We start from the raw sequence: 26,523 nt of genomic DNA, 5'->3' as shown, positions 1-26,523 counted from the left end.
CGGAGGCACCCATGATCATCGATTGCGCACACTACGTCGACGGCCGCAGGCAGGGCGAAGGGCCGGTCGCACTCCAGGATGCCGCCGCCCTGTGCGAACAGGGCGGATTCGTCTGGCTCGGACTCTTCGAACCGGACCCTGCGGAGCTGGCACAGGTGCGCGCGACCTTCGGTCTGCATGAGCTCGCGGTGGAGGACGCGCAGACGTTCCACATGCGACCGAAGATCGAGTCCTACGACCAGGATGTGCAGCTCGTGATCCTGCGCACCGCCCGATACGACGATGCCGCCGAGGAGGTGGAGTTCGGCGAGATCAGCGTGTTCCTGGCGCCGACGTTCGTCATCACCGTCCGACAGGGTGTCGGCAGCGAACTGCACGGGGCGCGCCTCCGGCTCGAGCAGCGGCCGGAACTCCTCGCCGCCGGCAGTCCTGCCGCGCTCTGGGCGATCCTGGATCAGGTCGTGGACGGGTATGCGCCGGTCGTCGCGGGCCTCGAGCACGACATCGACGAGATCGAGGCGACGGTGTTCTCGGGCAGTGCCGCACCCACCGAGCGGATCTATTCGCTCCGCCGGGAGGCGACGGACTTCTACCGTGCCGTGCATCCTCTCCTCGCCGTGGTCGCGACAGCCGAGCGCCAGACCGGTCCGGACGTGCTGCAGCCGTACCTGCGTGACGTCCAGGACCACCTGACGTTGATCAACGAGGAGGTGGCGGCCCAGCGCGACCTCCTCGGCACCGTCCTGGAGGCGAACCTGTCGGTCATCTCGGTGGAGCAGACCCGCGTCGGCGTGCGCCAGAACGCGACGATGGAGCGGCTCACAGTGCTCGCGACCGTGTTCCTGCCGCTAACCTTCATCACGGGGTTCTTCGGCCAGAACTTCTCGTGGCTCGTCGATCACATGACCGGCGTCGTGCCGTTCCTCGTCTACGGGATCGGTGGTCTGCTCATCCCGCTGGTGCTCCTCCTGTGGTGGCTGCGCCGCGACACCGACCGGCAGGACGCCGTCGCGAAGTCCCCGGCGTCGAAGTGGCGACGCTCAGAGAGCGATGTCGGCTGAATCCGATGCGTCCGGCGTGTCGACCGCCCCGCCGAACCGCCGGTCGCGGTCGAGGTACAGCCCGATCGCCCTCCACAGCTCAGTGCGCGTGAAGTCCGGCCACAGCGTGTCGAGGAAGACGAACTCGGCGTAGGCGGACTCCCACAGCATGAAGTTCGACGAGCGCTGCTCGCCGCTCGAGCGGATGAAGAGGTCGACGTCGGGCATGTCCCGCACGTAGAGATTGCGGCGGATGAGCTTCTCGGTGATCGCCGAGGGCTTCAGCCGCCCGGCGGCGATCTCCTCGCCGAGCGAGCGCATCGCATCCACGATCTCGACGCGTCCGCCGTAGTTGACGCACATCGTGAGCGTGAGCCCGGTGTTGTGCTTCGTGAGCTCTTCGGCGACCTGCAGCTCCTTGATGACGGAGCCCCACAGACGCGGCTTCCGTCCCGCCCAGCGGACCCGCACGTTCCACTCGTTGAGCTGGTCCCGACGACGGCGCAGCACATCGCGGTTGAAGCCCATGAGGAAGCGCACCTCTTCGGGCGAGCGGGCCCAGTTCTCGGTCGAGAACGCGTAGAGCGAGATGTGCGTGACGCCGGCCTGGATGGCACCCGCGACGACATCGAGGATAACCTCCTCCCCCGCCTTGTGCCCCTCGATGCGAGAGAGGCCGCGACGGTTCGCCCAGCGTCCGTTGCCGTCCATGACGATCGCGACGTGTGCGGGGACCGAGCCCTTGGGGAACGCCGGCGGATAGATGCCGGTCCAGTCCAGGGGCCGGTACGGCGCCGCCTCCTTGCTGGTGAACGGCTTCGGGCTCATCCCGCCTCCACATGCTCGAGCGACCGGATGCCGCGTTCCAGATGCCACTGCACGTACGCGGCGATCATGCCGGATGCCGCGGCCGTCGCCCGCTCCGGCGCGGCCTCGATGACCGCCCAGTCGCCGGACAGCAGCGCGCGCATGACATCACCGGCCTCCGGGGTGACGCGCGCGGAACCGACCGGCGCGCAGTCGCCGCACACGATGCCGCCGAGCTGCGCGACGAACCACTCGTGAGGGCCGGTCTTGCCGCAGCGCGCGCAGTCGTCGAGACCCGGCGCCCAGCCGGACAGCGCCATCGCGCGCAGCAGGTACGAATCGAGGATACTGCGCGGAGCGTGTTCGCCGCGCGCCAGTGCCCGCAGACCGCCGACGAGCAGCAGATACTGCTGCGGCGTCGCTTCAGCCTCGTTGAGCCGATCGGCGGCCTCCACCATCGCATTCGCGGACGTGTAGCGGTCGTAGTGCGCCGCGATCTCGGCGCCGTAGGAGCCGAGGGACTCCGCCTGCTGCACGATGTCGAGCGAGCGTCCGACGTACAGCTGCACGTCGGCCACCATGAACGGCTCGAGCCGCGCACCGAAGCGCGACGACGTGCGCCGCACGCCCTTGGCGACCGCGCGCAGCTTGCCGTGGGTGCGGCTCAGCATCGTCACGATGCGATCCGCCTCGCCGAGCTTGTGCGTGCGCAGCACGACGATCTCGTCACGATAGGTGGGCACACATCGATTATCCCGGCCGGGCTGGACAATGGATGCGTGAACGAGCCGACATTCGTCATCCCGCTGTGGGCGGACCTCCTCGGTGTGGGCCTGGGCGGGCTCCAGGGGGCGCTGTTCGCTTCCGGCTTCCGCGGACAGCGCCGCCTGGACTTCCTCGGGGTCGCCATCATCGGCATCATGGTCGGGATGGGCGGCGGCCTCATCCGCGACCTGCTTCTGAACCTGCTCCCGTCCTCCCTGCAGAGCAATTGGTATCTGCTCACGGCGACCGGCGCAGCCCTTCTGGGGATGCTGCTGGCGGGAGTGTTCCAGCGCCTCAACGCGGCGATCGTCGCGTTGGATGCGGTGGTGATCGGCCTCTTCGGTGCGTTCGGCACCAGCAAGGCCCTGGCCTTCGGACTGCCCGTCGTGCCCGCCGTCTTCGTCGGGGTGTGCGCGGCAGTGGGCGGCGGAGTCCTCCGAGACGTCCTCGTGGGTCTCCCCGTCGCGATCATGCACGTCGGCTCGCTCTACGCGGTGGCCGCGGGCGGTGGATGCGTCGTGCTCACCGTCCTGCAGGTGTCGGGCGTGTCACCGACGATCTCCGCGATCGTCGGCATCGCTGTGACCACCGTCGTGCGGCTGCTGGCGGTGATCTTCGACCTGTCGCTGCCGGAGCAGCGCATGCTCTATCGCCGCAAGGTCGCGGTGGAGACGAGCGCCATCCCGATCGTCAAGCCGCCCGACGAGTGATCCGCATCGCTGCGTCCTCCACCCCGCGGACCACTCCGCCATCCCGAGTGCCCGACCCTCATCCCGAGACAGGGGATCCTGGCCGAAACCGGGGGCGTACCACCCTGTCTCGACGGGAATCCCCTGTCTCGGCGGATCAGGATTCCGGAGCTGGACGGAGAGTCAGACGGCGGCGAGCTCCTGCTGCGCACCCTGGCGAGCCCGGATCGCGCGGTTGACCGCCGAGACCACGGCCTTCAGCGACGCGGTCGAGATGTCCCCGTCGATGCCGACGCCCCACAGGCGATCGCCGTCGACCTGCAGCTCGACATAGGCCGCGGCCTGCGCATCGCCGCCGGTCGAGAGCGTGTGCTCGACGTAGTCGTACAGGGAGATGTCGAATCCGCGCTCGCGGACGATCTCGAGGAACGCCGCGATCGGGCCGTTGCCGTTGCCCGACGCCTCGACGCGCTCGTCGCCGTCGCGCAGCGCCACGTCGAGCCGGACGTCGCCGGTCATGTCGCTCTGCGTGCGGGTCGAGAGGAGCTCGAAGCGGCCCCAGCGATCCTCGGCCTCCGCCGACGGCAGGTACTCGTCCTGGAACACCGCCCAGATCTGGTCGCTCGTGACCTCGCCGCCCTCGGCATCCGTCTTCGCCTGCACCACGCCGGAGAACTCGATCTGCAGCTTGCGCGGCAGGTCCAGCGCGTGGTCGGTCTTCAGCAGATACGCGACGCCGCCCTTGCCCGACTGCGAGTTGACGCGGATGACGGCCTCGTAGGAACGCCCCAGGTCCTTCGGGTCGATCGGCAGATACGGCACCGCCCACTCGATCTCGTCGACGGTGACCCCGGCGGCCTGCGCCCGCGCCTCCATCGACTCGAAGCCCTTCTTGATGGCGTCCTGATGCGAGCCGCTGAACGCGGTGAACACCAGGTCGCCGCCCCACGGGCTGCGCTCGGGCACCGGCAGCTGGTTGCAGTACTCGACGGTGCGCTTGACCTGGTCGATATCGCTGAAGTCGATCTGCGGGTCGATCCCCTGCGTGAAGAGGTTCACGCCCAGCGTCACGAGGTCGACATTGCCGGTGCGCTCGCCGTTGCCGAACAGGCATCCCTCGATGCGATCGGCGCCGGCCATGTAGCCCAGTTCCGCCGCCGCGACCGCGGTGCCGCGGTCATTGTGCGGGTGCAGCGACAGGATGACGTTCTCGCGGTGGTTCAGGTGCCGGTTCATCCACTCGATCGAGTCGGCGTAGACGTTGGGCGTGGCCATCTCGACGGTGGCCGGCAGGTTGACGATGACCTTGCGATCCGGGGTCGGCTCGAAGATGTCCAGCACCTGGTTGCAGATGTCGGCGGCGAACTCGAGCTCGGTGCCGGTGTAGCTCTCCGGCGAGTACTCGTAGTAGACCCGCGTCTGCGGGATGCGCTTCTCGAACTCGCGGCACAGGCGCGCGCCCTCCAGGGCGATGTCGACGATGCCCTGCTTGTCGGTGCGGAACACGACCTCGCGCTGCAGGATGCTCGTCGAGTTGTACAGGTGCACGATCGCCTGCTTCGCACCGGCGATCGCCTCGTACGTGCGGGCGATCAGGTGCTCGCGCGACTGCGTCAGCACCTGGATCGTGACGTCGTCCGGGATGAGGTCTTCCTCGATCAGCTGGCGCACGAAGTCGAAGTCGGTCTGGCTCGCCGACGGGAACCCGACCTCGATCTCCTTGTAGCCCATCTTCACGAGCAGCTCGAACATGATGCGCTTGCGCTCGGGGCTCATCGGGTCGATGAGCGCCTGGTTGCCGTCGCGCAGGTCGACGGCGCACCAGCGGGGTGCGGTCGTGATGCGCTTCGCCGGCCACGTGCGGTCGGGCATGTCCACGCGGATCTGCTCGTGGAACGGCCGGTACTTGTGGATCGGCATGCCGGAGGGCTTCTGGGTGTTGTCCATGATTCGCTTTTCTCTCGTCAGATGAGGCGGGCCAACACCGAACTCCGCGACGAGAGGGGCCCTAGAACGAGGCCTCGTCGCGGCAGCTAAGAAGAAGCTGGCCGAAGCGCATGGATCGAATATATCAGGATGCGAAGTCCCCGGCGACCTGAAGCCCCCGGATCGAGCAGAATGTGCAGTCTCAGAAGCCGAGGCGGCCCAACTGCTTCGGGTCGCGCTGCCATTCCTTCGCGACGCGCACGTGCAGCTTCAGGAACACCTTGGTCCCCACGAGCGGCTCGATCTGCGCGCGGGCACGAGAGCCGACGTCCCGCAGGCGCGATCCCTTGTGGCCGATGATGATGGCCTTCTGGCTGTCGCGCTCGACGACGATGTTCGCGTAGATGTCGGTGATCTCCGCATCCTCCCGCTCTGAGATGTCGTCGATCGTGATGGCGATGGAGTGCGGCAGCTCGTCGCGCACCCCTTCGAGCGCCGCTTCGCGGATGATCTCGGCGATGCGGTCTTCGATGGACTCGTCGGTGACGATGCCCTCCGGATACAGCGCGGGGCCTTCGGGCATGAGCGAGAGCAGCTCGTCGGTGAGGACGTCGAGCTGATCGTTCGTGAGCGCAGAGAGCGGGATGACGGCCGCCCAGTCGTCGCGAAGCTGGTCGACCTCGATGAGTCTCTCCGTGATCTGGTCGCGGGCCGCGGCATCCGTCTTCGTCACGATCGCGACCTTCTTCCCCCGGTAGCCGTCGAGCGACTCGGCGATCCGCCGGTCGCCGGGACCGACCTTCTCGGTCGCCGGCGCGCAGAACGCGATGACGTCGACATCGCCGAGCACCTGTTCGACGAGGTCGTTGAGGCGCTGGCCGAGGAGCGTGCGCGGGCGATGCAGCCCGGGTGTGTCCACGATCACGAGCTGGCCGGTCGGGCGATTCAGGATGCCGCGGATGGCACGGCGCGTCGTCTGGGGCTTGTCGCTCGTGATGGCGACCTTCTCCCCCACGAGGGCGTTGGTGAGCGTCGACTTGCCCACGTTCGGGCGCCCCACGAACGTCACGAATCCGGATCGGAAGCTCTCGTCAGTCATGTGAGTCCACTTTCTTGATCTCCCCGGTCCGGGGGTGTGCGTCCGGTGCGCGTTCGACGAACACGGTGGCGATGCCGCGCCCGCGGCCGCGTGACGCGCCGCCGGTCAGCAGCAGTCCGTCTGCGCGCGCGGTCGCTCCCGGCTGCGGGACGGCGCCGAGCGCCTTGCCGAGGAGTCCGCCGATCGAGTCGACGTCCTCGTCCTCCAGGTCGAGGCCGAACAGCTCCCCGACCTCGTCGAGCGGAAGCCGCGCGCTCACCCGGTAGCGGCCGGGTTCGAGCTCGACGACCTCGCGCGCCCGCGCGTCGTACTCGTCCTCGATCTCGCCCACCAGCTCCTCGATGAGGTCCTCCAGCGTGACGAGGCCGGCGATCCCGCCGTACTCGTCCACGACGATGCACACGTGGACGGCTTCGCGCTTCATCTGCTGCAGCAGCGTCTCCGCGCGCATCGACTCCGGGACGAACAGCGGCGGCCGGGCGATCGGGGCGATGGAGGCATCACGCCACCCCGTCTCGTCGCGGAACCCGAACTGCACGAGGTCCTTCAGATACAGCACGCCCACGATGTCGTCGCCGTCGACGACGGGCATGCGCGAGACGCCGCGTTCGAGGAACTGCTCCATCGCCTGACGCGTGCGGGCCGAGGCATCCACTGTCACCATGTCGGTGCGCGGCACCATCACGGCGCGGACGTACGTATCGGTGAAGTCGAAGACCGAGTGGATGAGCTCGCGGTCGTCCTCCTCGATGAGGTCGTGCGACGCGGCCTCGTCGACCATGCTGAGCAGCTGCTCCTCCGACGCGAAGGACGCGGCACGCCCGTTCCCCGGCGACACCCGCGATCCGAGCGCGACGAGCGCGCCGGCGAGGGGGCCGAGGATGACGCGGACTGCGCGGATGACGGGTGCCGTCGCGCGCAGGAGGCCCTTCGCGTGCGTGCGGCCCGTCGCGCGGGGGCTCGCCCCGACGACGACGAACGACGTGCCGGTCATCAGGATGACGGCGGCGAGCATCGCCCACCAGATGCTGTCGAACAGCAGCGTGAACGCGACGGTGACGAGTACTGCCGCGGCCGTCTCCACGAAGACACGGATGAAGACGACGGCGTTGACGTGCTCGTCGGTGTCCTCCGCGATGCGCCGCAGCGCATCGGCGTTGCGGCCCTCGTCGGCGAGGTCGAGCAGGTCCTGGCGCGACGTGACCCCGAGGGCCGCGTCATCCGCCGCCATCAGGCCGCCGAAGGCGACCAGGATGAGCGCGGCGACGAGGAGGAGGACTGCGGTCATGCGCGCGGTCGATGGTGTTCCGCCGCCTGGAAGCCCGAGATGAGCTCCCCCTGCAGCGCGAACATCTCGCGCTTCTCCTCCGGCTCGGCGTGGTCGTAGCCGAGAAGGTGGAGAAGCCCGTGGGTCGTGAGGAGCACGAGCTCGTCGAGAGTCGTGTGCTTCGCCGCCGCGGCCTGGGTCTCGGCGACCTGCGGGCACAGCACGATGTCGCCCAGGAGTCCGGGCGGGGTCGGCATGTCCTCGGTCCCTGGGCGCAGCTCGTCCATCGGGAAGCTCAGGACATCGGTCGGGCCGGGCTCGTCCATCCACTGCACGTGCAGGGCCTCCATCGCGCCCTCGTCGACGAGGAGGATCGCGAGGTCGGCGTCGGCGCTCACGTGGAGCTGCGCGAGGTCGTACTCCATGAGGCGCAGCAGCACCGTCTCGTCGACGGCGTATCCCGACTCGTTGGTGATCTCGATCGTCATCGGCGTGGCCTTCCGGGGAGGTGATCGCGCGGACCCGCGCCGCGCTGGGCACCGCGCCGCTCGGCGCGGTTGGCGAACTCGCTGGCCTCGTCGCGTTCGCGGCGGGCGGCCAACCGGGTCTCGTCGTATTCGGTGTACGCGTCGACGATGCGGCCGACGAGGTTGTGCCGGACGACGTCCTGGCTCGTGAGGTACGAGAAGTGGATGTCGTCGATGTCCTTCAGCACGCGCGTCACGAGCCGCAGGCCCGACGCGCCCTGCGGGAGATCGATCTGTGTGATGTCGCCCGTGACGACCATGCGCGTGCCGAACCCGAGGCGCGTGAGGAACATCTTCATCTGCTCGGGCGTCGTGTTCTGCGCCTCGTCGAGCACGACGAAGGAATCGTTGAGCGTCCTTCCACGCATATACGCCAGAGGCGCGACCTCGATCGTGCCGGTCGCCATGAGCTTCGGGACGAGTTCGGGGTCCATCATCTCGTTGAGCGCGTCGTACAGCGGTCGCAGGTACGGGTCGATCTTGTCGGAGAGGGTGCCGGGCAGGAACCCGAGCCGCTCCCCCGCCTCGATCGCCGGACGACTGAGGATGATGCGGCTGACCTCCTTGCGCTGCAGCGCCTGGACAGCTTTCGCCATCGCGAGGTACGTCTTGCCGGTGCCGGCGGGGCCGATGCCGAAGACGATCGTGTTCTCCTCGATCGCGTCGACATAGGACTTCTGGCCCAGGGTCTTCGGCCGGATCACCTTGCCGCGGGAGGACAGGATCGCTTCGCCGAGGACGTCCGACGGGCGCGATCCGGTCTCGGACTGCAGGATGCGGCCCGCGGAGACGACGTCGACCGGATCGAGGCCCTGGCCCGCCCGCGTCATGGAGATGAGCTCCTCGACGAGGTTGCGCGCCGCGGCGACCGCCGGGGCCTCCCCGGTCAGCGTGATCTCGTTGCCGCGCACATGCACGTCGACATCCGGGTGCTCACGCTCCACCACCCGCAGCAGACGATCCTGCGGACCGAGCAGCTGCACCATGGCGATGCCGTCGGCATACACCTGCGCGGTCGTGCGGGTCGATTCGTCGGGGGTGTCAGGCACCGAGGCTCGCTTCGTCGAGGTCGCCCGCGAGGACGTGGGCGTGCACGTGGTAGATGGTCTGGCCGGCGCCGGCGCCCGTGTTGAAGACGAGTCGGAAGTCGCCGCGCGCGTGCTCCGCGGCTGCCTTGTTCGCCACGGAGACGACCTCCGCGAGCAGCGCCGGGTCTCCCGCGGCGAGCTCGACGACATCGCGGTACCGCGGGGTCTTCGGGATCACGAGGAGGTGCACCGGCGCTTTGGGTGCGATGTCGCGGATGACGAACACGTTGTCGGTCTGCGCGAGGATCTCCGACGGGATCTCGCCGGTGAGGATGCGCGTGAAGATCGACGGTTCGGTCATTCTGAAAGTCTATCGACGGCTCGTCACCAGCGGCCGAGGCGGGCGCTGACGACCGAGACCGCCGCCGGTCCCGCGGTGGAGGTGCGGAGCACGGTCGATCCGAGTCGCACGATGCGCGCCCCGGCATCCTCGAACGCCTCGAGCTCCTTGCCGGAGATCCCGCCCTCGGGGCCGACGACCAGGATGACGTCGGCGTCCGCCGGGAGTTCGGCGGCGGTGAGCGCGGAGTCGCCCGTCGGTTCGAGCACCAGCACCGTCGCGCCCGCACGCGCGAGCGCCGCGACGTCGGCGGTGGAGGCGATGGATGCCACGGTCGGCAGCCACGCGCGGTGCGCCTGCTTCGACGCCTCGCGCACGATCGTCTCCCAGCGCGCGCGCCCCTTGGCGGCCTTGGCCGCATCCCATCGCGACACGGAGCGCTCCGCCTGCCACGGCACGATCTCGTCGACGCCGAGCTCCGTGGCCGCTTGGATCGCGAGCTCGTCGCGATCGCCCTTCGCGAGCGCTTGGACGAGCAGGATGCGGGGTGCCGCGGCCAGCTCGTCACGACGTGCCATCACGGTCACCTCGACCGCCTTCGGCTGCACCGACGAGACGACACACGTGAGCCACATCCCCCGGCCGTCGCCGATCGTGACGTCCTCGCCGATCCGCACGCGGCGGACGGTGGCCGCATGGTGCGCCTCCGCGCCGATCAGCGTGACGGTGTCGCCGGAGCGCGCATCCGGGGCGTCCTCGAGCAGGAAGTGCAGCGCCACGGATCAGCCGTTCCGGAACCGGTCGCGCAGCTTCGCGAACAGCCCCTGGTGGAACTGGGCGAGCTGGGGACCAGGCGCCTTGGTGCGCTTCTTGAAGTCCTCGATGAGCGCGCGCTCCTTGGCGTCGAGGCGCGTCGGCGTGACGACGTGCACGCCGACCCGCAGGTCGCCGCGCTGCGAGCCGCGCAGCGGCGTGATGCCACGGCCCTTGATCGTCAGGACGTCGCCGCTCTGCACACCGGGGCGGATCTCGAGGTCGACCTTGCCGTCGAGGGAGTCGATCGTGGTCTGCGCGCCCAGGATCGCGTCGGGCATCGACACCTCGAGGGTGGCGAGCAGATCGTCGCCCTCGCGGCTGAACACCTCGTGGTTCGCGACGGAGACCTCGATGTAGAGGTCGCCGTTGGGTCCACCGCCGGGGCCGACCTCGCCGGAGCCGGGCAGCTGCAGACGCAGGCCCGTCTCGACGCCGGCGGGGATGTCGACCGAAACGGTGCGACGGGCGCGCACGCGACCCTGGCCCTGGCACGTCGCACACGGGTACGGGATGGTGGTGCCGTAGCCCTGGCACACCGAGCACGGCTGCGTCGTGACGACGTTGCCGAGGAGGCTCCGCACGGTCTGGCGGACGTGGCCGGTGCCCTGGCAGATGTCGCATGTGACGGGCGAGGTGCCGGGCTGGCAGCACGAGCCCTCACACGTGTCGCACAGGACCGCCGTGTCGACCTCGAGGTCGCGATGCGCACCGAAGACGACGTCGTCGAGCTGCAGCGTCACGCGCACGAGGGCGTCCTGTCCGCGCTCGCGCCGCGACCGCGGCCGCCCGCCGCGCCCGCCGCCTGCCGCCGCGCCGAAGAAGGTCTCGAAGATGTCGCCGAACCCGCCGAAGCCGCCCTGACCCCCGAACGGCTGGTCGCCGCCCATGTCGTAGCGGCGGCGCTGCTCGGGGTCGCTCAGCACGTCGTAGGCGTGCGTGACGAGCTTGAACCGCTCCTCCGCCTCCGCCCCGGGGTTGACGTCCGGGTGCAGCTCGCGCGCGAGCCTGCGGTACGCCTTCTTGATCTCCTCGGGCGTCGCATCGCGCGAGACGCCGAGGACCTCGTAGTGGTCAGCCACAATCGCCTTCCTGCCGCGCCGGGGCGCGGTTCGTTCGGTGGAGCGTGTTCAGCGGGCAAGCTCGTCGTCTTCGAGCAGCCGGCTGAGATAGCGCGCGACGGCGCGAACCGCCGCGAGGTTGGTGGGATAGTCCATGCGGGTGGGGCCGAGGAGTCCGACACGGGCGATTCCGGCCGCGTCGTACTCGCCGGGCGTGTAGTCGCTCGCGACGACGGATGCCTCGGCCAGCCCGAACGCCGCGTTCTCCCGGCCGATGCTCGCCGACAGTCCGTGCTCGTCGGCGACCATCTCGCTCATGAGACGCAGCAGGGTCACCTGTTCTTCGATGGCCTCGAGCAGCGGATAGATGCTGCCGCGGAAGTCCTCCTCGCGGCGGGCGAGGTTGGCGGCGCCGGCCATCACGAGCCTGTCCTGGCGGAACTCCTCGAGCTCTTCGCCGACGATGCGCAGGAGTGCTGCCGTCGTCGCGTCGACATCGGGAGCCGCCAGCGCATCTGCCACGCGCTGCGCCCCCTCCCGCACACCGCGGCCGGTGACGAGGGTGGCGAGGTGCGTGCGCAGGCGCGCCGCATCCGTCTCGGAGAGATCCGCTCGGAAGGCGGCCATGCGCTGCGACACGCGGCCGGTGTCCGTGACGAGGATGACCACGAGCCGCCCCCCGCCGAGTGCGACGAGCTCGACGTGCGAGACGCTGGCGCGAGCGAACGACGGATATTGCACGAGCGCGACCTGTCCGGTGAGTCGCGTCAGCGCACGCACGGTGCGCACGAGCACGTCGTCGAGGTCGTCGCCTGGACCGTCGAGGAAGTCGGCGATCGCGGAGCGCTGGGCCTGCGACAGCGGACGGAGCTCCGCCAGGTGGTCGACGAAGACGCGATAGCCCTTGTCCGTCGGCACGCGCCCGGACGATGTGTGCGGAGCCGCGATCAGCTCCTCGTCCTCCAGCAGGGCCATGTCGTTGCGGATGGTCGCCGCCGACACGCCGAAGGCATGCCGGTCGACGATGGTCTTGCTGCCCACCGGCTCACGCGTCTCGACGTAGTCCTCCACGATGGCGCGGAGCACCTGCAGCCCTCGCTCTGAGACCATGACACCTCCCGTCACGTCGGCCCACGGCTGGCACTCGGATCCGTCGAGTGCCAATTCTACCCCGGCCGCCTCCCCGCACGTCGTGCGGCGCGCTCTACGCTGGTGACCGTGAGCGACACACTGCCACAGGCGACGACGATCACGATCAGCACCGGAACGCTCCGCGGCACCGAGGCCGACGGCATCATGCGATTCCTCGGTGTCCCGTTCGCGCGCCCGCCGTTCGGCGACCTGCGATTCTCGAAACCCGTTCCCGTCGAACCGTGGGACGGCGAGCGGGATGCCACGGCCTTCGGCCCCACGGCCCCACAGGATCCGTACCGCGGACCGATCGGCGAGCTCCTCTCGACCGTGGAGATCCCCGGCGAGGACATCCTGACGGCGAACGTGTGGGCGCCCTCCGACGGGATCGGAATGGGGCTCCCGGTCATGGTGTGGTTCCACGGTGGAGCGCTCGAGCATGGGTCGCCTGCGCTTGCCGTCTACGACGGGACGTCGTTCGCACGCGAGGGCCTCGTCTTCGTCTCGCTCGCCTATCGCGTCGGCTCCGAGGGCTTCTCGATGCTCGAGGACGCCCCCCTCAACCTCGGACTGGAGGATGCGGCCGCCGGCCTCGCCTGGGTGCATCGCGAGATCGCCGCGTTCGGAGGGGATCCCGATCGCATCACGATCGCCGGCCAATCCGCGGGCGGATCGGTCGTCGCCGCGCTGCTCATGCGCAGCGAGAGTCGTGCAGTGGTCCGCGGCGCGATCGTGCAGTCCGGACCTCTGCGGGCGGAGACGCCGGAGCGCGCCGGGCGCGCCACGCGGGCGATCGCCCAGCGTCTCGGCGTGGAGCCGACGCGCGCCGCCTTCACCCGACTCACTCCGCGCGACCTCCTGGCTGCGCGCGCGGAGGTGTCGGCCGGATCGACCGCGATCTCGGGCGCACCGGGATTCGCGCTCGCCGTCGATCCGGATTCGCTCCCCGTGTCACCCGACATCGGCCTCGGCCGGATCGATACGCCCCTGCTCATCGGCAGCACGGCCGACGAGTACCGCCTGTGGTTCACACCCGAAGAGCTCGCGAAGATCGGGCGCTTCAAGGTCTTCGCCGCTCGCCTCGCGACACGCACGCCCGCATCCGTCGTCGCAGCATACCGACGCGCCTACCCCGGGGCACTGCCCGGCGAGATCCTCGGGCAGATCATCGGCGACCGCCTCGTGCGCGCACCCGCGATCCGGGCGGCGGAGACGCGGTCCGCGAGGACGTACGTGTACGAGTTCGCCTGGTCGAGCCCCGTGCGCGACCTCCGAGCGGCGCACGCGATGGACATCGGATTCGTGTTCCGGATCGGCTACACGCCGGACGCGCTCGCGATGGCGGGGCCGAACCCTCCTGCGGTGCTCGCGGACCGCATGCACACCGACTGGGCCCGGTTCGTCGAGACGCAGGATGCGGGCTGGCCGGTCTTCGACGAGAAGCGCGTGATCCGTCGATACGACACCGAGACGACGGAGGTCGTTCTTCCCCGCGCGGAAGCGCTCGACTCGCTGCCCCTCTGAGCGGTCGGCGGTGTCGAGAGGCGGGTGGTTTCGTGCGACACGCCGGGGAACGGATGTCGCCAGCGGCGTGTCACCAGTCTTTTGAATCCCGAGGGACGCGCTACGCGGTCAGGGCGCGCACGACGGCGTCGGCGAGGAGGCGTCCGCGCAGCGTGAGCACGATCGTGCCGCGCACCGCCGCGCCGCCGTCGATGAGGCCGTCGGCGATGAGCGAGGCCACCGCCTTCCGACCCTCCCCCTGGACCTCGGCGACCGGGAGTCCGTCGCTGATGCGGGAGCGCAGAAGCACCGATTCGAGCCTGCGGGCCGCCTCATCCGGTCGCTCCCTCCCCGCCGCCGGCGACTCGCCCGCCGCGAGGCGCTGCGCGTAGGCCGCAGGATGCTTGACGTTCCACCAGCGCAGGCCCGCGACGTGGCTGTGCGCGCCCGGGCCGAATCCCCACCAGTCGGTTCCCCGCCAATATGCGAGGTTGTGCCGGGACCGCGTGTCGACGGTGCGCGCCCAGTTCGACACCTCGTACCAGTCGAATCCTGCGCCTTCGAGCAGCTCGTCGGCGAGCTCGTACATGTCGGCCTGCAGATCGTCGTCAGGCGCGGCGACCTCGCCGCGCCGGATCTGGCGCGCGAGCTTCGTGCCGTCCTCGATGATGAGGGCGTACGCCGAGACGTGATCGGACTCGAGCGCGATCGCCGTCTCGAGCGAGGTGCGCCAGTCGTCCAGCGACTCCCCCGGTGTCCCGTAGATGAGGTCGACGCTGACCTGGAGACCTGCGCCCCGTGCGGCGGCCACGGCCGTGCGGACGTTCGCCGGATCATGGGTGCGATCGAGCGCGGCGAGGACATCCGGGACGGCGGACTGCATACCCACCGACAGCCGCGTGACGCCGGCCGCGGCGAGCTCGCGGGCGACCGCGTCCGTCACCGTGTCGGGGTTCGCCTCGACGGTCACCTCGGCACCTTCGGTCAGCCCGAACGTGTCGCGCACACCCGCGAGCATGCGGGCGAGATCGCCCGGCGGCAAGAGCGTCGGCGTTCCGCCGCCGAAGAAGACCGTGGATGCGGGGCGCAGGGGTCCGGCATCCGTCAGCACCCCGCGCGCGAGCGCCACCTCGCCGAGCAGGGTGTCGGCGTACTGATCCTGCCGCGCTCCGCGCAGCTCGTCCGACGTGTACGTGTTGAAATCGCAGTACCCGCACCGCACGCGGCAGAACGGGACGTGCAGATAGACGCCGAAGTCCGTCGCCGCATCGATCCGCAGGTCGTCGGGCAGCGCCCCGTCGGCCGGAGCCGGGTCGCCGATCGGCAGGGCGGAGCCCATCAGGTCGCGGACGTGTACAGCGGCGAGATCGCGCGCAGGTACCGCTGGAACAGAGCGCGGCGGCGCTTCTTCACGAGCCCGGGAAACACCTTGTAGAAGAAGGACGCGGGTGCGTCGAACGCGCGCACCGTGAACCACACCTCGTCGGTGTCGCTGCGCCAGTCCAGCATGAACGACTCCTCGCCGCTGACGACCGAGCCGTCGACGGTGCCGAGCGCGAAGCCGACGCGCCGCGGCTCCTCGACGACGAAGATGACGCGCAGCTCGCCGTCTGCCTTGAGCCCGTTCACGCGGCCGCGCACGTGGATCGTCTCCCCCGCGCTGACGTACGGCGTGCCGTCCGCGTCGAAGCGCTGATCCGCCTCGAATTTGGAGGCGCCGATCGGGTGACCCTCCGCGTCGAAGCTGACACCGGTGTACATGGGGCCGGACGCCGGCCGCACGTCCGAGACGGTCAGCCCGCCGTCACGCAGGGCCTTCCAGGACAGCAGTGCCTCACCCGCGCTGTGGAAGCGCGCTTCGCCGCTGCCGATGCGCCACGACTCCGCTGCCGGGACGCTCCGCTCCGGCGGATACTGCAGCAGGTCCGACGCCTGCGTCGCGCCCACCGCCGCATAGTCGACAGTCTCGTCTCGGAAAGTCCCGCGCCGCATGACCTCCACCCTACCCGGGCCCACTGAGCAGCACCTGGATCCGGAATGTCAGCCGGACACCCGCGGTCCCTATACTGACGACCGTCAGGCATTCGAAAAACGAAGGGGAACCCGACATGACAGATGAGACAACTGCTCCCGCGGACGACAACTCCGCAGACGACGCGGTCGCCGTTGAGGCCGCGGCCATCAGCGACGGCGCGTACACGCTGATCGCCGCCGACTTCGCCGACGCCGACGTCGCCATGGAGGCCTACGAGGCTCTCAAGCAGGTCGAAGACGGCGCAACCGTCAAGATCGAAGGTGTTCTCGTCGTCAAGCGCGGCGAGGATGGCAAGCTCGACGTGCAGAAGGTGACCGACCACAGCACCCGCGAGGGTCTCGGCTGGGGCGCCGTCGGCGGCGCCGTCGTCGGCATCCTGTTCCCGCCCTCGATCCTCGGCAGCGTCCTCGTCGTCGGCGCCGGTGGTGGCATCATCGGCAAGCTGCGCGAGCACCACCACAAGAAGGAGCTGGCGGAGGAGCTGCAGGATGCGATCGAGCCCGGCCACTCCGGCATCATCGCTCTGGTCTCCGACCCGGGCGAGGTGAAGATCCGCGAGGCGCTCGTGAAGGCCGACAAGATCGTCGAGAAGGCCGTCGACCAGGCCGTCGCCGCGGACGCCAAGGCCGCCGCGAAGGACGACGACAAGAAGTAATCCAGCGGTATCGAGAACGGCACGGTGCGACGCACCGTGCCGTTCTCTACTTCTTGCCCGTCTCGACGTCTCCGGAGAGCGCGGCGATGAACGCCTCCTGAGGGACCTCCACGCGACCGACCATCTTCATGCGCTTCTTGCCCTCCTTCTGCTTCTCGAGGAGCTTGCGCTTGCGGGTGATGTCGCCGCCGTAGCACTTGGCGAGGACGTCCTTGCGCATCGCGCGGATGTTCTCGCGCGCGATGATGCGGGCGCCGATCGCTGCCTGGATCGGGACCTCGAACTGCTGGCGCGGGATGAGCTTGCGCAGGCGCTCGGTCATCATCGTGCCGTAGCCGTACGCCTTGTCGCGGTGCACGATCGAGCTGAAGGCATCCACCTTGTCGCCCTGCAGCAGGATGTCGACCTTGACGAGGTCGGCCTCCTGCGAGCCGGCGGGCTCGTAGTCGAGGCTCGCGTAGCCCTGCGTGCGGCTCTTCAGCTGGTCGAAGAAGTCGAAGACGATCTCGCCGAGCGGCATGTTGTAGCGGAGCTCGACGCGCTCCTCGCTGAAGTACTCCATGCCGAGCAGCTGCCCGCGCCGCCCCTGACACAGCTCCATCACGGTGCCCACGTAGTCCTTCGGCAGAAGGATCGCGGCCTTCACGACCGGCTCGCTCACGGACGCGACGCGGCCGTCGGGATACTCGCTCGGGTTCGTCACCGTGACGTGCTCGCCCGTGTCGGTCGTGACTTCGTAGATGACGCTCGGCGCGGTGGTGATGAGGTCGAGACCGAACTCGCGCGACAGCCGCTCGGTGATGATCTCGAGGTGCAGGAGTCCGAGGAATCCGCAGCGGAAGCCGAAACCGAGCGCGACCGATGTCTCCGGCTCGTACTGGAGCGAAGCGTCCGAGAGCTTGAGCTTGTCGAGCGCTTCGCGGAGGTCGGCGTAGTCGCTGCCGTCGATCGGGTAGATGCCGGAGAAGACCATCGGCTTCGGGTCCGTGTAGCCGGGAAGCGGCTCCGTGGCGGGCTTGCGGAGATTCGTGATCGTGTCGCCGACCTTCGACTGGCGCACGTCCTTCACGCCCGTGATCAGGTATCCGACCTCGCCGACGCCCAGACCCTTGGTGGGGACCGGCTCGGGGCTCGACACGCCGATCTCGAGCAGCTCGTGCGTCGCCTTCGTGGACATCATCTGCACGCGCTCGCGCGGCGAGAGGTGCCCGTCGACCATCCGGACATAGGTGACGACACCGCGATACGCGTCGTACACGGAGTCGAAGATCATCGCGCGCGCGGGCGCGTCCGCATCCCCCTTCGGGGCGGGGATGTCGCGCACGATCCGGTCGAGGAGCTCTTCGACGCCCTGACCGGTCTTGCCCGACACGCGCAGCACATCGTCCGGGTCGCCCCCGATGAGATTCGCGAGCTCGAGCGCGAACTTCTCCGGGTCGGCGGCGGGCAGGTCGATCTTGTTCAGGACCGGGATGATCGTGAGGTCGTTCTCGAGCGCCAGATACAGGTTCGCGAGCGTCTGCGCCTCGATGCCCTGAGCGGCATCCACCAGGAGGATCGCTCCCTCGCACGCGGCGAGGCTGCGGCTCACCTCGTACGTGAAGTCGACGTGCCCGGGGGTGTCGATCATGTTCAGCGCGAACGCGGTCCCCGAGCCTGTCGAGGGGTCGGCGGAGGACCACGGCATGCGCACGGCCTGCGACTTGATCGTGATGCCGCGCTCGCGCTCGATGTCCATGCGGTCGAGGTACTGCGCGCGCATGTCGCGGTCGGAGACCACGCCGGTGATCTGCAGCATCCGGTCGGCCAGGGTCGACTTGCCGTGGTCGATGTGGGCGATGATGCAGAAATTGCGGATCAGCTCGGGCGGGGTGGCGGACGGCTCGAGGGGCTTCAGGGCGCGCGGTGACATGTCCAGAAGATTCTACGGGGCATCCGTGCCGTCGTCGGATGCGGCGCCCTGGAGGCGGTCGACCGCCCGATCCGGGGCGCCGGCCGTCGATTACAGAGAATTCATCAACTTTTCCCAGCAGATCCTTTTGATTGTCGGCTGTGCACGGCAGGGTAGGTCCATCGCCGCGTACTGCGCGGCCGTCCAACCGATCCCCAGAATCATGGAGGTGGGCCTCGATGCCCTCGATCCACAAGCGACGCGTCGCCGTCGCGGCAGCAGCCGCGACCGCGGCGTGTCTCCTCGGCGCCGGGCTGTCGGCGCCCGCATTCGCGAACACGGCGGGCACGGATCTCGTCATCAGCGAGGTGTACCTCAACGGCGGCTCTGCCAGCGCGTCCTACACGAACAAGTTCGTCGAGCTCTACAACCCGACGTCCTCCGCCATCAGCCTCGCCGGCGACACGCTCCAGTACCGCTCCGCCGGGAACACCGCTCCCCCGAACGCCGCCCAGATCTTCGGCCTGAGCGGGAGCGTGCCCGCCCACGGGCACTTCCTGATCCAGCTCACGAGCAACGGCACCAACGGGCTCCCCCTGCCCGCTCCCGATCTGACCGCGAGCGGCGGGGTGAACCCGTCGGGTACGAGCGGCACGTTCTACCTCGCCGCGAGCACCACACCCGTCGCACCGACGGATGCATCGATCATCGACAAGGTCGGCTGGGGCACCGGCGCGTCGCCCGAGGGGACGGCCGTGACCGGCAACTCGGTGACCCTGAGCTACCAGCGCACGGCTGCGGGACTCGACACCGACAACAACGCGGCCGACTTCACGAAGCTCGCCCCGACGCCCGAGGGCTCCGGCAGCAGCACCACGCCCCCGGACGGCGGCGACCCCATTCCGCTGACGATCGCCCAGATCCAGGGGGCGACCGACACATCGCCGTATGCCGGCAAGACGGTCACGACCGAAGGCGTCGTCACCGCCGATTACCGCACGGGCGGCTACAACGGCTTCTATCTCGAGACCGGCGGGGCCGGTGGCGCGGTCGACGCGACCCCCGGCGAGTCCGACGCCGTGTTCGTCTACGGCTCGATCTCGGCCGGCCAGGTGGAGATCGGCGACAGCGTCACCGTGACGGGCAAGGTCGAGGAATACCAGGGCACGACGGAGATCACGTCGCCGAAGGTCGCGAAGCTCGCGACGCCGCTTCCCGCGGTGACGCCTGCGGCGCTCACGTGGGACGACCTCAAGAGCGAGGCCCAGAAGGAGGCCCACGAAGGGGAGCTGATCGCACCGCTGGGCGACTTCACGGTCGCCGACAACTACAACGCGAACTTCTACGGTTCGTTCACGCTCGCGGCCGGTACCACGCCCCTGCGTCAGCCGACGGATGCCGGCACTCCCGGCTCCGCGGAGGCCAAGGCCGTCGTCGCCGACAACGCCGCGCGCATGATCACGCTCGATGACGGCGCCAACGTGAACTACTCCCAGGGCGCGAACACCGCGACCGCGCTGCCGTGGCTGAGCGACGCCAACCCGGTGCGCATCGGCTCGTCGGTCACCTTCCGCGGTCCGGTCGTGCTCGAGTACCGCAACAGCGTGTGGAACTTCCAGCCGACCGCGCAGGTGCAGGACGACGGTGCTGCCGTCGTCGCCTTCGGCGACACGCGCGCGCCGAACGAGCGGCCCGCCACGACGGGCGGCGACGCCCGTCTGGCGACGTTCAACGTCCAGAACTACTTCCCGACCACCGGTGAGAAGTTCGTCGGCGCCGGACTCGGCACCTGCACGTGGTACACCGACCGCGCAGGCGTCCGGATCACCGTCAAGTCCTGCACCACGAAGGACGGCAAGCCGGGCCCGCGCGGAGCGGCCGACGATGCGAGCTTCCAGCGCCAGCAGGAGAAGATCGTCACCGGCATCAACCGCCTCGGCGCGAGCATCGTCTCCCTCGAGGAGGTCGAGAACTCCGTCAAGTTCGGTCATGATCGCGACACCGCGCTCGCAGGTCTGGTCGACGCGCTGAACAAGGCGGCGGGGTCGCCGACGTGGGCCTACGCGCCGTCCCCTGCCGAGAGCGCGCTCCCGCCGCTCACCCAGCAGGATGTCATCCGCACGGCGTTCATCTACAAGCCCGCCGAGGTCGCACTCGTCGGCGCCTCGAAGGTGCTCGCCGACCAGTCCGGTCCCGGCCAGCCGTTCTCGATCGCTCGTCAGCCTCTGGCGCAGGGGTTCAAGCGGGCGAACGCCACGGATGCCGACGTCTTCGTCGTCGTCGCCAACCACTGGAAGTCGAAGGGAAGCGGCAACCCGCTGTATCCCGGTGATGAACAGGACACCTCCTCGCCGGCCCTCGACCAGGGGGCGTTCAACATGACCCGCGTCAAGGAGGCGCAGGCGACGGTCGCCTTCGCCGACTCGGTCGCCGCGGGGCTCCACACCGAGCGGATCGTTCTGCTCGGCGACTTCAACGCCTACACGCACGAGGATCCGATGACCGAGCTCTACAAGGCCGGTTACACGGACCTCGCGACCGCATTCGACGAGGGCGAGCACACCTACTCCTACAACGGCCTCCAGGGATCGCTCGACCACGTGCTGGCGAACCCGGCCGCGCTGAAGATGGTGACCGGTGCCGACATCTGGCAGATCAACGCCCAGGAGTCGGTCGCCTTCAACTACAGCCGCTTCAACTACAACGTGACCCGGCTGTTCGACGGCGGCGAGCCGTTCGCCGCCTCCGACCACAACCCGGAGGTCGTCGGCCTCAACCTGCCTGCACCGGCGGCGTGGGCGGCGGGCACCGCGTATGTCGCGGGCGACCTGGTCACCTACAAGGGGTCCATCTGGCGGGCGCAGTTCTACACGAAGGGCGAGGTGCCCGGCGCCTCCAAGAAGGTCGTGTGGGCGCAGCTGGCGACCGCGGGTGACGGCTCGGTGGAGTGGACCGCGACGCGGATCTTCAACACGGGTGACGTCGTCGACTACAACGGCGTGAAGTACGTCGCCCAGTGGTGGACGCAGGGCGATGTGCCGGGTGCGGCTGCCAAGAAGCAGCCCTGGAAGCCCATCAGCTGATCGGTTCCATCAGCGAGGGCCTCCGGATTCCTGCTCGGAATCCGGGGGCCTTCGCGCGCCAGGGATCCGGTGCGGCACGCGGCGATAGCCTGGTGAGGTGGTGATCCAGGTCGTGTTCGTGCACGGCATCCGCACGTCCGCAACCATGTGGCGACCGCAGGAGGAGCATCTCGCCGCACGCGGCAACCCCTTCACGACGGTCGACCTTCCCGGACACGGCACCCGCCGCGACGAGCAGTTCACTCTCGACGAGGCGTTCGCCACCATCGACCGCGCCGTCCGCGCCTCCGCGGCGCACGGACCCGTCCTGCTCGTCGCGCATTCGATGGGCGGACTCCTCTCCCTCGAGTACGCGGGCCGCGTCGATGCGCCGCCGATCGCGGGCCTCATCGCCGCAGGGTGCACCTCGCTCCCACGAGGACGTGCGCTCTTGACGTATCGGGCCCTGGTTCGCGGCCTCGACCGGTTCCCCGGGCGCGGCGAATGGATCTCCGACCGCTACCTGGAGCTGACTCTGCCGCTCGAGACCCGCGATGACTTCGCGGCGGGCGGCTACGCCTTCGACGCACAGGACCCGGCGCTGGAGAGCCTCGAGCACCTGGATCTGGAGGCGGCGCTCCCCCGCATCCATGTGCCGCTCTGGTTCATCAATGGGCAGTTCGACCAGCTGCGTCTCCATGAGCGGCTCTTCACGACGCTTCGACCCGATGCGGAACTCATCATCGTGCCGCGCACGACCCATCTGGTGACGGCCATGCGTCCGCGCGTCTTCAACGCGCTCCTGGATGTCGCGCTGGCGACCCTCGAGCGCGGCGACGGACCGGGTGAGCGCGATGTCGAAGGGGATGCCGAATCCGACACTCCCGCGTCCGCGGACGTGGCTGACAGCCCGACCTGATAGACTCTGCCTTTGGCTTGCGTGTGGGGTGTCCCAAACCCTCGCGACCGCCGTGCGACGCCCCTCTCGTGTTCGCCGGCAACAACCGATCAAATCCGAACGAAAGAGCGTCCACGTGGCGAACATCAAGTCGCAGATCAAGCGCAACAAGACCAACGAGAAGGCGCGCGAGCGCAACAAGTCCGTCAAGAGCGAGCTGAAGACCGAGGTGCGCCGCACCCGCGAGGCCGTCGCCGCGGGCGACAAGGCTGCCGCTGAGAAGGCGCTGCGCAAGGCGTCGAAGAAGCTCGACAAGGCCGTGAGCAAGGGCGTCATCCACGCCAACCAGGCCGCGAACCGCAAGTCGGCGATCGCGAAGCAGGTCAACGCTCTCTGAGCCGAGAACGTCCGAAGGCCCGTCCCGTGAGGGGCGGGCCTTCTGCATTCCGGTCGCGCGAAGTCAGCCGCCGTACGGCGCGCGTGTCGCGATGATCGTGATGAGGCGCTCGAGTGCGTAGACGGCATCTCGAGATGCTCCTTTCACGTCGGCGTCCGCCTGCGCCGTCGCCATGATCGCGAGCCCCAGGCTCTGCTCGTTCCAGCCCGAGAGGTCGCGCCGCGCATTGTTGACCTGCCAGTCCTTCATACCGAGGCGGGACGCGAGGACTCCGGCGGGCTCTCGGCTCCCGGCGACGCGCGCCATCGTCCGCAGCTTCATCGCGATCGCGGCGACGAGGGGAACCGGGTCGACTCCGGAGTCGAGCGACTGGCGCAGTGCGACGAGCGCGTCGCCGTAGCGGCCCGCGATGGCGGTGTCGGCGACGGTGAAGGCGGAGGTCTCGACGCGACCGCCGTAGTACCGCTCCACGATCTCGGGGGTGATGTCGCCGGGGACGTCGGAGATCAGCTGCTGGCAGGCCGCGGCGAGCTCGGTGAGATCGTCGGTGAAGGCCGAGACGAGGTTGCGCAGCGCGGCCGGGGCGATCCGCCGCCCGACGGAGGAGAACTCCGCGGCGGCGAAGTCGAACCGGTCGGAGTCGCGCTTGATCGCGGGACACGCGACCTCCACGCCGTGACCGGTGCCTGCGCGGATGGCGTCCAACAGCTTCTTGCCGCGCACGCTCGCCCCTGTATGCCGCAGGATGACGGTCGCACCCTCCTGCGGAGTCTCGAGGTACGCGAGCGCCTCGGTGAGGAACGCGTCGGACATCTTCTCGCCACCGGAGATGCGCACGAGCCGCGGCTCGCCGAAGAGGGAGGGCGCGGTCACGCCGAGCAGGGACCCGGATGCGTAGTCGTCGGCGCGCAGATCGGAGATCTCGAGGCTGTCGTCCTCGGCGCGCAGATAGTCGCGCACGGACGCGATCGCCCGTTCGGCGCAGACCTCCTCGGGGCCGGACACGAGCACGATCGGTGCCGGCTGCGGGCTGCGCCAGGACAGCTGCGGGATCACGGATCGCACGGTGCCGGCTCGCGCCCCCGACTTCGCTGCGGGAGTGCGTCGGGGTGCCGGGGCCATGCATCCAGCCTATCCGGCACCACCGACAGGGCCTCGGCCGGGACGCCCTTCAACGCCCGGGCGTCGGCGCCCCGGCACCGGACGGCGGAGCACGCTCGTGCCACACCCGCACCCCGCCGTCGGTGACGGAGACGAGGAGCATCCCTTCCTGGTCCGTGCGGTGGATGCGGGCACCCAGCGCCATGAGGAATGCGAGCGTCGGCGCGCGCGGATGGCCGTAGTCGTTGCCCGCTCCGACGGAGATGAGTGCGACCGGACCCCGCAGGGCCGCGTACAAGGCCTTCTCCTGGTCGGCGCTGCCGTGGTGCGCCACCTTCACGACCGCATACGGCGGCAGGACCGCTCGCGACGACAGCAGCGCGCGCTGCGCGACCGCGTCCGTGTCGCACAGGAAGATCGAGGGCGGGACCTCGCCCCCACGCACATCGAGCACGACGCACGCCTGGTTGCCCGACGTGAACGCCTTGCTGCGCGGTGGCGGCCATAGCACCGTCCACATGGCGGCGCCGAGCGAGCCGCTCATACCCGCGGACGCCGCCACCACGTGCGCGCCCGTGCGCTCGAGGCGGTCGAGGACACGTTGGTTCGCCGCCGTTGCGGGCGGGCCGTGCAGAACCGTGTCGACTCGGCCCGCCACGGCTTCCAGGCCGCCCGCGTGGTCCTTGTCGTAGTGGGTCACCACCAGCAGGTCGACCCGATCGATGCCCAGCTTCGCAAGACACGCGGCCACCGGAGCGGGATCCGGTCCCGTGTCGATCAACGCCGTTCGTCCGGCAGAACGCACGAGCAGCGCATCCCCTTGCCCGACGTCGCACGCTCCCACCGCCCACGCGGAGGGAACGCTCACTCCCGCGACCGCGGTCTGCGAGATCCCGATCCCGGAGACGATGCCGACGACGGCCGCAAGGAGCGCTGCGGCCGGAACCACCGCGCGTCGCACGCGAGCAGGGCGGATGACGACGAGCGCGACGGCGATGGATACCGTCCCGAAGGCCGCGACGCCTGCCAGCCCGGGAAGCCAGGGCACCAGGCGGGCCGGAAGGGATGCCACGGTCTCCGCCGTGCCCGCGATCCATGCGGCAGGGATCCAGGCGAGCGCGGCCAGCCCCGACTGCAGGGGCGGGACGGGCGCTGCGAGGCAGGCCGCGAGACCCAGGATCGTCGCAGGCCCGGCGGCCGGGTCGGCGAGGAGGTTCGCGACGATCCCGTACAGCGGCACGGCGGGATTGATCGTCATGAGCAACGGCCCGCAGACGAGCTCGGCGGAGAGGGGAACCGCCAATGCGAGCGCGAGGGCCCGCGGCATCCATCGCGACAGACCTCGTGCCAGCGGCCGAGCAAGGATGAGGAGAGCGCCCGTGGCTCCCGCGGACAGGGCGAAACCGAGGGAGAGCGCGAGGTGCGGGTCTGCGACGAGTGCGACGACGATCGCCGTTGCGAGGAGCGACACGCCGGCTCCCGTGCGACCGAGCAGAACTCCGAGCATCGCGATCGCCGCCATGACCGCTGCACGCACGACGCTCGGCTCCGGCGTCACGATGCCGACGAACAGCGCGAGCGCCGCGAGTCCTGCCGCGACGCGCACGCCGCGACGCGCACCGCACAGGGCGGCCACAGCGAATGCGATGCCGACCACGAGGGCGCAGTTCGCACCGGAGACGGCGGTCAGATGCGTCAAGGAGGTCATCTTCATCGCCGCCGCGAGCTCGGGATCGACGGTCGACGTGTCGCCGACGGCGAGTCCGGGCATGAGGCCGGCGCCCGGCTGCGGAAGTCCGCGCGCGGAGGCCACGAGCCCCCGGCGCAGATCCGACGCCGTCGCGAGAAGACCCTGCGGCGGCTCCTCGACCCGCACGCCGCGCGACGCCCGGACGACGAGCACCGCGCGCTCCCCCGCATCCGCGCGGAACGCCGTCCCTGACGCGGTGATGGTCGATCCGACATCGAATCGGGAGCCGGAGACGTCGCGGGGCGCGACCGCGATGCTCACCGGGATGTCAACGGCATGCCGGTCGCGTCCGCGGTCGATCCGGTCGGCTTGGGCGTCGAGCCGCAGCGTTCCGGTGGCATCCGGCTGCACTTTGCCGACGACGACCGCGTGGACCTCGATCGCGCGGCCGCCGTCGATCGCGAGAGCGGACGCCGCAGCGCGCGCCGGCTCGGCGAGCGCCACATGCGAGGCCGCCGCTGCGCCGAGCGCGCCCGCCGCGATCGCCAGCGCAGCCGCGGTCGAACGCCACCGCCTCGCATGACGGGCGCGCGCCACGGGGAGCGCCAGGTCGGAGACGACCGCAGCACGGGTCGAGCGCCGCGCCCTCATCGCTCGCACGATCAGCGGCGCCGCTGTGAGCGGGACGGCCGCCCACAGCCCGAGCGCGATCGTCCAGGCTTGCGTGGGCACGAGCAGTGCGGACAACGCTGCACCCCACACGATGGCGACGATCGGCACGAGCCTCAGATCGCGCAC

At 69.6% G+C, this 26,523-nt stretch carries 23 protein-coding genes; 7 read left to right on the top strand and 16 right to left on the bottom strand.

Annotation, left to right across the window (positions count from 1 at the left end; genetic code table 11):
- Nucleotides 1–11 precede the first annotated feature (11 nt).
- Complete coding sequence (locus QSV35_RS09970) at nucleotides 12–1,061, top strand: magnesium and cobalt transport protein CorA (RefSeq protein WP_286288594.1); 1,050 nt, start codon at nucleotides 12–14, stop codon at nucleotides 1,059–1,061.
- On the opposite strand, the gene QSV35_RS09965 is transcribed toward QSV35_RS09970, so the two are convergent.
- The gene (locus QSV35_RS09965) at nucleotides 1,041–1,868 is read right to left on the bottom strand and encodes an isoprenyl transferase (protein WP_286288593.1); all 828 of its coding nucleotides are present in this window, start codon (nucleotides 1,866–1,868) and stop codon (nucleotides 1,041–1,043) included. The two genes, QSV35_RS09970 and QSV35_RS09965, sit on opposite strands and share 21 nt — an antisense overlap.
- Entirely contained in the window at nucleotides 1,865–2,590 is a 726-nt protein-coding gene (recO, locus tag QSV35_RS09960) for a DNA repair protein RecO (RefSeq protein WP_286288592.1), read from the bottom strand. Before recO ends, QSV35_RS09965 begins: the two co-directional genes overlap by 4 nt.
- Before the next feature lie 36 nt (nucleotides 2,591–2,626).
- Between recO and QSV35_RS09955 the strand changes: the two genes are divergently transcribed.
- Nucleotides 2,627–3,322: a trimeric intracellular cation channel family protein gene (locus tag QSV35_RS09955; protein ID WP_286288591.1), complete on the top strand. Its 696-nt coding sequence runs from the start codon at nucleotides 2,627–2,629 to the stop codon at nucleotides 3,320–3,322.
- Nucleotides 3,323–3,484: 162 nt separating this feature from the next.
- Here the strand turns inward: QSV35_RS09955 and leuA are convergent, their stop codons facing one another.
- From leuA to hrcA, 9 genes are all read right to left on the bottom strand, one after another.
- Entirely contained in the window at nucleotides 3,485–5,248 is a 1,764-nt protein-coding gene (gene leuA / locus QSV35_RS09950; protein ID WP_286288589.1) for a 2-isopropylmalate synthase, read from the bottom strand.
- A 181-nt stretch (nucleotides 5,249–5,429) separates the two neighbouring features.
- Nucleotides 5,430–6,326, bottom strand: coding sequence for a GTPase Era (era, locus tag QSV35_RS09945; protein ID WP_286288588.1), 897 nt, complete (start codon nucleotides 6,324–6,326; stop codon nucleotides 5,430–5,432).
- Nucleotides 6,319–7,614 (bottom strand): hemolysin family protein, encoded by a 1,296-nt coding sequence (locus QSV35_RS09940; protein ID WP_286288587.1) that lies wholly within the window; start codon nucleotides 7,612–7,614, stop codon nucleotides 6,319–6,321. The genes era and QSV35_RS09940 overlap by 8 nt, the downstream gene beginning before the upstream one ends.
- Nucleotides 7,611–8,081, bottom strand: a complete 471-nt coding sequence (gene ybeY, locus QSV35_RS09935) for an rRNA maturation RNase YbeY (RefSeq protein ID WP_286288586.1) — start codon at nucleotides 8,079–8,081, stop codon at nucleotides 7,611–7,613. The genes QSV35_RS09940 and ybeY overlap by 4 nt, the downstream gene beginning before the upstream one ends.
- Nucleotides 8,078–9,106: a PhoH family protein gene (locus QSV35_RS09930; RefSeq protein WP_286289090.1), complete on the bottom strand. Its 1,029-nt coding sequence runs from the start codon at nucleotides 9,104–9,106 to the stop codon at nucleotides 8,078–8,080. The genes ybeY and QSV35_RS09930 overlap by 4 nt, the downstream gene beginning before the upstream one ends.
- Before the next feature lie 55 nt (nucleotides 9,107–9,161).
- Nucleotides 9,162–9,509: an HIT domain-containing protein gene (locus QSV35_RS09925; protein WP_286288585.1), complete on the bottom strand. Its 348-nt coding sequence runs from the start codon at nucleotides 9,507–9,509 to the stop codon at nucleotides 9,162–9,164.
- 23 nt (nucleotides 9,510–9,532) lie between these two features.
- On the bottom strand, nucleotides 9,533–10,267 hold the full coding sequence (locus tag QSV35_RS09920) for a 16S rRNA (uracil(1498)-N(3))-methyltransferase (RefSeq protein ID WP_286288584.1): 735 nt from the start codon (nucleotides 10,265–10,267) through the stop codon (nucleotides 9,533–9,535).
- A 3-nt stretch (nucleotides 10,268–10,270) separates the two neighbouring features.
- The gene (dnaJ, locus tag QSV35_RS09915; protein ID WP_286288583.1) at nucleotides 10,271–11,383 is read right to left on the bottom strand and encodes a molecular chaperone DnaJ; all 1,113 of its coding nucleotides are present in this window, start codon (nucleotides 11,381–11,383) and stop codon (nucleotides 10,271–10,273) included.
- Between the two features lie 48 nt (nucleotides 11,384–11,431).
- Entirely contained in the window at nucleotides 11,432–12,472 is a 1,041-nt protein-coding gene (gene hrcA / locus QSV35_RS09910) for a heat-inducible transcriptional repressor HrcA (protein WP_286288582.1), read from the bottom strand.
- Nucleotides 12,473–12,580: 108 nt separating this feature from the next.
- Between hrcA and QSV35_RS09905 the strand changes: the two genes are divergently transcribed.
- Nucleotides 12,581–14,017, top strand: coding sequence for a carboxylesterase/lipase family protein (locus QSV35_RS09905; RefSeq protein ID WP_286288581.1), 1,437 nt, complete (start codon nucleotides 12,581–12,583; stop codon nucleotides 14,015–14,017).
- A gap of 100 nt (nucleotides 14,018–14,117) precedes the next feature.
- On the opposite strand, the gene hemW is transcribed toward QSV35_RS09905, so the two are convergent.
- Both hemW and QSV35_RS09895 read right to left on the bottom strand, forming a co-directional pair.
- Nucleotides 14,118–15,335: a radical SAM family heme chaperone HemW gene (gene hemW, locus QSV35_RS09900; protein ID WP_286288580.1), complete on the bottom strand. Its 1,218-nt coding sequence runs from the start codon at nucleotides 15,333–15,335 to the stop codon at nucleotides 14,118–14,120.
- Nucleotides 15,335–15,988, bottom strand: coding sequence for a DUF1990 family protein (locus tag QSV35_RS09895; protein ID WP_286288579.1), 654 nt, complete (start codon nucleotides 15,986–15,988; stop codon nucleotides 15,335–15,337). The genes hemW and QSV35_RS09895 overlap by 1 nt, the downstream gene beginning before the upstream one ends.
- A 116-nt stretch (nucleotides 15,989–16,104) precedes the next feature.
- On the opposite strand from QSV35_RS09895, the gene QSV35_RS09890 reads away from it, so the two are divergent.
- Complete coding sequence (locus QSV35_RS09890; RefSeq protein ID WP_286288578.1) at nucleotides 16,105–16,686, top strand: DUF1269 domain-containing protein; 582 nt, start codon at nucleotides 16,105–16,107, stop codon at nucleotides 16,684–16,686.
- 46 nt (nucleotides 16,687–16,732) lie between these two features.
- On the opposite strand, the gene lepA is transcribed toward QSV35_RS09890, so the two are convergent.
- Entirely contained in the window at nucleotides 16,733–18,598 is a 1,866-nt protein-coding gene (gene lepA, locus QSV35_RS09885) for a translation elongation factor 4 (RefSeq protein WP_286288577.1), read from the bottom strand.
- Between the two features lie 218 nt (nucleotides 18,599–18,816).
- Here lepA and QSV35_RS09880 point away from each other — a divergent pair, with 218 nt between their 5' ends.
- From QSV35_RS09880 to rpsT, 3 genes are all read left to right on the top strand, one after another.
- Nucleotides 18,817–21,660 carry an ExeM/NucH family extracellular endonuclease gene (locus QSV35_RS09880; protein ID WP_286288576.1) on the top strand — a complete coding sequence of 948 codons (2,844 nt, stop codon included), beginning with the start codon at nucleotides 18,817–18,819 and terminating at the stop codon, nucleotides 21,658–21,660.
- A 97-nt stretch (nucleotides 21,661–21,757) separates the two neighbouring features.
- The gene (locus tag QSV35_RS09875; protein ID WP_286288575.1) at nucleotides 21,758–22,558 is read left to right on the top strand and encodes an alpha/beta fold hydrolase; all 801 of its coding nucleotides are present in this window, start codon (nucleotides 21,758–21,760) and stop codon (nucleotides 22,556–22,558) included.
- Nucleotides 22,559–22,673: 115 nt separating this feature from the next.
- A complete protein-coding gene (gene rpsT / locus QSV35_RS09870) occupies nucleotides 22,674–22,934 on the top strand; it encodes a 30S ribosomal protein S20 (RefSeq protein ID WP_286288574.1) in 261 nt (86 codons plus the stop codon).
- Between the two features lie 63 nt (nucleotides 22,935–22,997).
- On the opposite strand, the gene holA is transcribed toward rpsT, so the two are convergent.
- Together holA and QSV35_RS09860 are read right to left on the bottom strand one after the other, a co-directional pair.
- A complete protein-coding gene (holA, locus tag QSV35_RS09865) occupies nucleotides 22,998–24,056 on the bottom strand; it encodes a DNA polymerase III subunit delta (RefSeq protein WP_286288573.1) in 1,059 nt (352 codons plus the stop codon).
- A 49-nt stretch (nucleotides 24,057–24,105) separates the two neighbouring features.
- Nucleotides 24,106–26,523 carry a ComEC/Rec2 family competence protein gene (locus tag QSV35_RS09860; protein ID WP_286288572.1) on the bottom strand — a complete coding sequence of 806 codons (2,418 nt, stop codon included), beginning with the start codon at nucleotides 26,521–26,523 and terminating at the stop codon, nucleotides 24,106–24,108.

This window comes from Microbacterium candidum, assembly GCF_030315975.1.
Lineage (GTDB): Bacteria > Actinomycetota > Actinomycetes > Actinomycetales > Microbacteriaceae > Microbacterium > Microbacterium candidum.
Note: the sequence above shows the minus strand (reverse complement) of the source record. Positions and strands in the feature narration are given on the sequence as shown.